This window comes from Herbiconiux daphne, from assembly GCF_024979295.1.
GTDB lineage: Bacteria > Actinomycetota > Actinomycetes > Actinomycetales > Microbacteriaceae > Herbiconiux > Herbiconiux daphnes.
In genome coordinates, this window is sequence record NZ_JANLCJ010000315.1 from 1 (window position 1) to 777 (window position 777).

General features: G+C 42.9%; 1 protein-coding gene. It reads right to left on the minus strand.

The window, feature by feature from the left end:
- Positions 1 to 162: 162 nt before the first annotated feature.
- Positions 163 to 768, minus strand: coding sequence for a hypothetical protein (locus tag N1032_RS24925; protein WP_259543238.1), 606 nt, complete (start codon positions 766 to 768; stop codon positions 163 to 165).
- Between the last annotated feature and the right edge of the window lie 9 nt (positions 769 to 777).

Below are 777 nucleotides of genomic sequence, written 5' to 3' on the forward strand. Positions count from 1 at the left end.
TCAGCATTTACAGAAACAGCAGCGAAAGCGGTAGAAGCAACGATTACAGAAATGATTGATTTACGCATGATTTTTACCTTTACAGTTTAGTTTCAAGAGATAATAAAAAAGCCTGCTAGTTTCCTAACAGGCTTGATACTATCACTCAGTTTTTGTTAACGATTAAGCAGCGTTTGCTGCTTCCTGTACTTGTTCAGGAGTGATTTTGCTGGCGGCGATTTCAGAACGTTTTTCAGTGATTTTGTCTGCTAAATCTTTAGTTGCGATTGCAGCCAATAAACCTTGCAGTTGTTCAACAAACTGCGTTTGTGTCAGGCTTTCGTCATTTGCCAGCGCCGCTACAACTAATTGAGTTGCGCTGCTTTCAAAGCCTGTCATACGTTTTGTCAGGTCGAAAGCGTCCAGCAGTTTGTTTTGATGCGCTGCTAACAGGCTGTTATATTCTTTCGCCACATAATCAGCGACAACTTTGATAAATGCTGCTTTTTGTTCGTCAGACACTTTACCGCGATTTTTGATTTGAACGTCGCCGTCTTTCAGGCTGATTTCAAACTTACCGAAAGTGCGGGTAGATTCTACCGCTGCTTTCTGGAGAACCGGAAATGCTTTGATTGCATTCAGGAAGCAGGACAGGTTATCACAACGGCGTTCGTCTGCGCCCCAATAACCTTGCGCCGCTTCTTCGAACAACTCTACCAGTTTGCGAGAACCTTTAGCGTATGAGACAACAGCAGCAGTTACACGCGCTTTATATGATTGTTTAGCCATGATTATTTA